Source organism: Bradyrhizobium sp. (assembly GCF_016462955.1).
GTDB lineage: Bacteria > Pseudomonadota > Alphaproteobacteria > Rhizobiales > Xanthobacteraceae > Bradyrhizobium.
Genome location: NZ_JAEMSD010000099.1, coordinates 1 through 7,065, shown reverse-complemented (window position 1 = coordinate 7,065; position 7,065 = coordinate 1). Strand labels below are relative to the sequence as shown.

The following is a 7,065-nucleotide window of genomic DNA, read 5'->3' as shown; positions in this document are numbered from 1 at the left end:
GTCAAGATGCGATCGACGACGCGGTACTCGGTCGCGCTGCTGACGTTCGAGTTCGCCGACGGCACCGATATCTTCTGGGCCCGCGCACAGGTCAACGAGCGGCTGGCGGATGTGCGCGACCAATTGCCGGCCGGCGCGGACGGTGGACTGGCGCCGATCGTGACGCCGCTGGCTGAGATGGTAATGTTCACCATCGAATCCGAGACGATGACGCCGCAGGAGAAGCGCTATGCGGTGGACTGGACCATCCGCCCCGCCCTGCGCGGCCTCCCCGGAGTCGCGGACGTCAACGTGCTCGGCGGATTCGTGCGGACCTTCGAGGTCGTTCCGTCGGCGGCCGCGATGGCCGCGCGGGGGATCACCACCGAACTGTTGGAAAACGTGCTCCGCTCCAACAACCGCAATGACGGCGCGGGGCGGATCCGCAACGGCGAGGAAGCCCTTCTGGTGCGGACCGAAGGCCGGATCCGGACGATCGAGGATATCCGGAACATCATCGTCACGACGCGGGAGTCCGCCGTGGTCAAGGTCGGCGACGTCGCGGACGTGCGGTTCGGCTCGCTCGCCCGCAACGGGGTGGTGACCGCCAACGGCGAGGAGGAGACCGTCTGGGGCATGGTGCTGGCGCTGCGTGGCGCCAATGCGCGAACCGTCGTGGACGGCGTCAAGGCGAAGTTCGAGCAGCTCAAGCCGTTGCTGCCGGACGGGGCCCGCATCGAAATCTTCTACGACCGCAGCGAACTGATCGGCAAGGCGGTCTGGACGGTTCAGAAGGTCCTGCTGGAGGCGATTGCGCTCGTCGTGATCCTGCTGCTCGTGTTTCTCGGAAATCTGCGTTCGGCACTCGTGGTGTCCGTCATTCTCCCGCTTGCCGTCCTGATCACCTTCGGAATCATGCGTCTGTTCGGCTGGTCCGCCAACATCATGTCGCTCGGCGGCCTCGCCATCGCCATCGGACTGTTGGTGGACTGCGCCGTGGTGGTCGTGGAAAACGTCGAGCACCGGCTGGCACATGCCCATAATCCCGATCTACGGGCGCGGCTCAGGCTGACGTTTGAGGCCACGCGGGAAGTCGCCTTGCCGCTGATCTCGGGCGTCGCCATCATCATCATGGTGTTCACGCCGCTGCTGTCGCTGCAGGGACTCGAGGGGCGGCTGTTCAGCCCGGTGGCCTTGACCATTGCGTTTGCACTCGGTGCGGCCTTGCTGCTGTCGCTGACGGTCGTGCCGACTCTGTCGACCTACCTGTTGCGTTCGGGCTCCGCCAAGGAACCCTGGCTCGTGCGTAAGCTCCACGCGTTGTATGATCCGGCGCTGGCCTATGTCATGCGCCGTCCGCTCGTTCTCGTGATCGGACTCGCGCTGGGCGTCGCGTCCGTTGCGGTCGTGTTTCCGCGCATCGGCGCCACCTTCATGCCGGTCATGGACGAGGGCACGCCGGTCGTGACCATCAGGAAGTTTCCCACGGTTTCGGTCGAGGAGGCGGCGCAGACCGATCTGCGGATCCAGCGTGCGCTCATGGCGGAGATCCCGGTGATCAAAGGCATCATCGCGCGGGCCGGTGCCGACGAGCTCGGCATCGATCCGGTCGGCTTGAACGAGACCGACATGTTCATGTCGCTGGCGCCAAAATCGGAGTGGCCCAGCTCCGACAAGCAATGGTTCCTTGGGGAACTCCGGCGTGTGCTGGATTCGATCCCGGGCATTGCCTACGCGTTCACCCAGCCGATCGACATGCGTGTCCAGGAGATGATCATCGGCGCCCGGGGCGACGTGGTGGTCAAGGTGCTGGGCGACGATATCGAGACGCTCAACCGTCTCTCTCGCGACGTCGCCGGGGTCATTCAGCAGATTCCGGGCGCGGTCGACGTTTTCGCCCTTCGCAACGCCGGCATGCGCTATCTCACCGTTGCGGTGGACCGTGCCAGGGCCGGACGGTTTGGACTGAACGCCGAACAGGTGCAGGAAGCGCTGCGCGTCTGGGTCGACGGGCGTGACCTCGGCATCGTCCTGGAGGGCCAGGTTCGCACGCCGCTGATGGTTCGCGGAGAGGAGCGGCAGAGGGCCTCGGCCTCGGACCTCGCGCGCGTGCCGATCGTGCTGCCGCGCGGGGGAACGGTGGAGCTGTCGCAGATCGCCGACGTTCGCGTCGAGGACGGTCCCATCCAGGTGATCCGGGAAGATGGCCAACGCTTCGCGACCGTTCTGAGCAACGTGCGCGGACGCGATCTCGTCGGCTTCGTGGACGAAGCGAAGGCCGCCGTTGCCGGCAAGCTCGAGATTCCGCGCGGGTACACCTTGGTCTGGGGCGGACAGTTCGAAAACCAGCAGCGTGCCTCGGCCCGGCTCGCGCTGGTCGTGCCGGTTGCGCTCGCCATGATCTTCCTGCTGCTGTATCTCACCTTCAACTCGGTGCGGCAGGCGGTCCTGGTGTTCTGCAACGTGCCGTTTGCCACCATTGGCGGCGTGGTGGCCCTGTGGGCTTCGGGCGAATTCCTCTCCGTTCCCGCGTCGGTCGGGTTCATCGCCCTGATGGGCATCGCCGTGCTCAATGGTGTCGTGCTGATTTCCTACATCAATGAAGTCGTGGCCCGGCGCGAACATCCGTTGCGGGAGGCGGTCATGGAGGGCGCGAGGCGCCGGCTCAGGCCGGTGATGCTGACCGCCTCCATCGCGGCGCTTGGTCTCGTGCCGTTCCTGTTTGCGACCGGACCGGGGGCTGAGATCCAGCGCCCGCTTGCCATTGTCGTCATCGGCGGCCTCGTCACCGCGACCGCGCTCACGCTTCTGCTGCTACCCGTGCTCTATGAGCGCTTCGGCCTGTCCCGAGGCGAGCGCGCCCTTCTCGCGGAGGTGCCGAGGCCGGAACCGGCCATGCCCGACCACGCGCCCCCGCCGGAGCAGGCCCGCACCACGTCGGCGCCGCGGACCGTCAGCGAGGTCGCACCATAGAGCGCTTGCGAGACATGTCCGTCGCGGGCATTGCCCACCGCGGCCATCGAGCCTTTCCGCCCGAGAAGCGGACGTGCGAGCGTCAGGGAAGATCCACCCGTGGCGGCGGATAGCGCCGGGCCAGCACCGATAGCGACAGGTGCCGTTCGTCCGCCGGCAGCTCCAGATAGGCCAGCACGAGCGGCCGCTTCCAGTCACTGACGCCGAAATCCATGGCCATCCACTTCTGCGGCTCGGGGCCTTCGAGGCCTCGAACCCAGACGAAGTAGCGGGGAAGATCGTCGGCCTCCGTCGTGCGTGTTCTGGCCATGTGAATATCTGCCTCGGGTCTTTGCCGGAGGATATAGGGACTGGCGCTGCGAAGTCGAAGGGGCGGGAGAGATCGAGCTAAGTTGGTCGCGGCGATGGTGGGCGATCCAAAGCGGGCCATATCTTTCGGTCCGCCATCGAAGCCGCACTAATTCTGCTTGACCGAAATTCGGAAATATCGTATGTGTTGCTCACCCTGGCCCAAGGACAAGGGGCGTTTCGCGATCGTCACGTTACGCGGGCCGGGTGGCGGTGGACGTGGAGTGCATCGGCGCGCCAGCAATGGCAGGGCGGGTTTTGGCCCGTGAGCGGTTGAGCAGCGCGCACACGACCGGTGCGGTTCGCGTACGGCGAAAGCGTGTGGTCCTGACGCCCGGGGTCTGTGCGTCAAGGCTTGCGGTGGTGCAGCGGCCCGACCGGGCATGCGCATCAGTCATCGGCAAGACGACGGGGGCAATAGTGCATCGCTCCCCGGGGAGAGCGCGCCATAAGCCGTCAAACCACTGCGCAGGGAAAGGCCGGGATGTCCAGGCTGCCCTGTATGCCGCTGTGCATTTGTCTTCGCGCTATTTGCGCACAGCGGACCGCGGGTGCCAGCCGGCGCCCGGCCTTCCCTGCGCCCTTTCCAAGGAAGGGCGCCGAGAGAAGCATAGGACTCGGGCGTCATGCGCCGCGAGGCCGCAGTGGCGTGACTGCTGTTGTTCGAAGATTGCGCCGCGGTCTCGACCGGGCGTCAGGTCGCTCGAAGGGGTCTCAACATGGTTGCCGATGAGCCTGTTCAGCGGGTGGTGCGAGCCTCCACGTGAAGCGGTATGCAAGGCAAAACGAAAAGACACGTCGGCGGTCTTGTTGCTTGGCAGAGCACCTACATCAAGCGGCCATCCGCCGGCGGCGCCAGGCGAGAAGGCGGCAATAGCCATGATCAGGCGAGGCAATCCTGCCCGACGGTGGTGGGCACCGGGCCTTTCCGGCCTGGTGCCCACTCTTGAGGCATCCCGGTCACGACTTCATGCCGGCAAGTTCTGCACGAAGGAGAGACGAACTCGGGATCTCGGAGCGCTCAAAGACGTTACGCGTTGGCAGCCAGGCGGCGCCGCCTCCAGGCCAGCAATCCGGCGCATGCGGCGATCAGGCCGGGAAGACCGGCGCCGACGACGGGGCCCGGCACCGGGGTGACATCCAGGCTTGCACTGCCGGTCGAGGACTGGAACAGCAACTGCGAGCCGGTCAACGTGCTGGAAAAGCCGCCGATGGCGAACAGGTGGTCAGCAGAGTTGAGCGCGCTGTTGATCGCGGCGACGGCGTCATCGTTCAGCATGATCGTCAGGATTGAAAGAGCGCCGACCGGCTTTGCAATGACGGCGCTTCCGTAGCTGATCCCGCTGCGCAGGTCGTCTCGGATCGATGCTGCGTCTGCCGCTGACGGCGGGTTGGCAAAGCTGTAATTCTTCAACGCATTCACATTCCCGGTAAAATCCCACAATGTGAAAGTCTCTGTCGCGTCCGCGCTGCTGTAGAAGCCGGGCTGGTTGAGCGTCAACGTGACGGATTTGGCATCCTTGCCGCCCAGCATGGCAGCGAGAGGGCCGACGTCGAAAACGAGATAATTCGAACGATTGTTGGCGGCATCGAGAATGATGTTGGGAAATACCTGACCTGTTTTGCAGCAGTCAGCTCCCACGACAGCCACGCTGCCGCTGGCGACGTTGTTGATGCTTGCAGCCTGGGCACCATTGATGCCGGCTGCCGCGAACGCAATGGCCGCTAGGCCGAACCTAAATTTATTCACTGTACTTGATCCTTACTGGATGCTGATTTCCGGGGACAACGTTCGTTGCCCCGTCTCGGGCAGACCCTCCAGCGACCCTGCAGCCCTACGACTGAAGGTGGGACCGCTTGTTCGCGAGTTGGCATCCCCGATGCGGTGGACGCTAGCGACCCCATATGTAGCTTCGATGACACAACAAGCAGCGCCGACTTTGGCCGGAGTTGCGGAGCCGGGGTCGGAAAACAAGACTGGACATTTCGCGGCGCATCGGATCCGGACGGCAGGCGCGACGAAGCTGCAGGCGCTTCAGCAAATCCGAATGGTGCCCCTGGCCGGAATCGAACCAGCACTCCTTGCGGAACTCGATTTTGAGTCGAGCGCGTCTACCAGTTCCGCCACAGGGGCCCTCGGTCGGCCCTTGAAGGGAGCGTCGCGAAGCCGGCGGACTATAGCCATGGACAAAGCGGGGTCAACCCGCGCCAAAGTGATGCCGGACGTTCTCGACAGCCGCGGGGGCCGGGGCTAGAGGCTTGGGAGCGCGAGAGATGCGAGAGAGGCTGCCGTGACGACCCAGAGTGCCGCGATACCTGCGTTCAAGCCGGCCGCCGGCGGCGCTGCGCTGACGGCCTCGCTGCTCGTCACGCTGATTGCGGCCACGACGATCGCGGGGGCCTGGTTCTTCCAGCTCGTGCTGGAGATCCTGCCCTGTCCGCTCTGCCTGGAGCAGCGCTACGCCTATTACCTCGCGATTCCACTCGGCGCGCTGACGGCGCTGGCGGCGAGGAATGGCGCGCCGCGGCCGCTGCTGCTCGCGGGGCTCGCGATCCTCGCGCTGGCGACGCTCGCCAATGCCGGGCTCGGCGCCTACCACTCGGGCGTCGAATGGGGATTCTGGAAGGGACCGACCGATTGCAGCGGTCCCGTCGTCAATCTCGGCAGCGCCGCCGATCTCCTCTCGAAGCTCGACACCGTGAAGGTGGTGCGCTGCGACGAGGTGCAGTGGCGCTTCCTCGGCCTCTCGCTCGCCGGCTACAACGTTCTGATCTCGCTGCTGATGGCCGCGCTCGCCACATGGGGATTGGTGCGGACGGCGCAACGCTAAAGTTCAATCATCCACGTCGTCCTGCGTGCGTCCGAACAGGTGCACGATGCCCGGCGTTGCGATCGTCACGAACACGAAGCGCGAGAGGTGGTGGGCGCCGACGAAGATCGGGTCGAGGTGCAGCGTCAGCGCCAGGGCCAGCATCGCATCCATCGCGCCGGGCGCGAAGGCGACGACGACGTCGGAGAGCTTCACCTGCGTGGTCAGCGCCACGATGCCGACGAAAACGGCGGAAACGGTGATGGCCACGGCGAACGATCCCAGCGCCGCGCGGAGGTGGCCGGCGAGTGTCTTGATCCGCATGCGCGCGAAGCGGCTGCCGATCAGCGCGCCGATTCCGATCAGCGCTACGCCCCGCATCCAGTCCGGCAGGCCGCCCTCGACCCATCCGGCGCCATGCAGCACGCTCGAGCCGATCATCGCGCCAAACATCCAGCTCGCCGGAAATTTGATCAGCCGCAGCACGAGTGCTGCGGCCAGCGAGGCCGCGGCCAGTTGGAGAAGGTCGAGCGGCGAGGCGATCGCCGTCGTCGGCGAGGGGACAGCGGAGGGCGTCACGCCTGCAAGCGCAAGCACCATCGGCAGCGCGGCGGTGAGGATGATGACGCGCAGGGTTTGCACCACCGCAATACCCGGCAGGTCGGCGCCGCGCTCGACCGCCAGCATCGTGATCTGCGACAGCGCGCCGGGGCTGCCGGCCAGGAGAGCCGAGGTGCGATCCCAGCCATGGATGCGCTGGAGATAGTAGCTCGATCCGAAGGTCGAACAGAAGGTGGCGAGCGCCAGCAGGCCGATGGTGACGGGATAGGCGCTGACCTGCTGCAGCAAATGGCGCGAGACCACCGAGCCGAGCGAGATGCCCAGCAGCACCAGCACGGTCTGAGCCAGGATCGGCGGCAGCGTCAGCTGGCGGCCGGCCCTTGCGGCGATCCCG

At 65.8% G+C, this 7,065-nt stretch carries 5 protein-coding genes and 1 tRNA gene; 2 read left to right on the top strand and 4 right to left on the bottom strand.

Annotated features, from left to right (window positions below; genetic code table 11):
* A partial coding sequence (locus JHD07_RS13185) for a CusA/CzcA family heavy metal efflux RND transporter (protein ID WP_291622726.1) occupies positions 1-2,952 on the top strand: 2,952 nt, incomplete at its 5' end.
* Between the two features lie 82 nt (positions 2,953-3,034).
* Here JHD07_RS13185 and JHD07_RS13180 read toward each other — a convergent pair.
* The 3 genes from JHD07_RS13180 to JHD07_RS13170 form a co-directional block, all read right to left on the bottom strand.
* Positions 3,035-3,262, bottom strand: coding sequence for a hypothetical protein (locus tag JHD07_RS13180; protein ID WP_291622725.1), 228 nt, complete (start codon positions 3,260-3,262; stop codon positions 3,035-3,037).
* A 1,068-nt stretch (positions 3,263-4,330) separates the two neighbouring features.
* Positions 4,331-4,951: a hypothetical protein gene (locus tag JHD07_RS13175; RefSeq protein ID WP_291622723.1), complete on the bottom strand. Its 621-nt coding sequence runs from the start codon at positions 4,949-4,951 to the stop codon at positions 4,331-4,333.
* Positions 4,952-5,349: 398 nt separating this feature from the next.
* A tRNA-Leu gene (locus JHD07_RS13170) sits at positions 5,350-5,434 on the bottom strand.
* A gap of 157 nt (positions 5,435-5,591) precedes the next feature.
* Here JHD07_RS13170 and JHD07_RS13165 point away from each other — a divergent pair.
* Complete coding sequence (locus tag JHD07_RS13165) at positions 5,592-6,131, top strand: disulfide bond formation protein B (RefSeq protein ID WP_291622721.1); 540 nt, start codon at positions 5,592-5,594, stop codon at positions 6,129-6,131.
* Between the two features lie 3 nt (positions 6,132-6,134).
* Here JHD07_RS13165 and JHD07_RS13160 read toward each other — a convergent pair.
* On the bottom strand, positions 6,135-7,065 hold a 931-nt coding region (locus tag JHD07_RS13160; RefSeq protein WP_291622719.1), incomplete at its 5' end, for an AbrB family transcriptional regulator.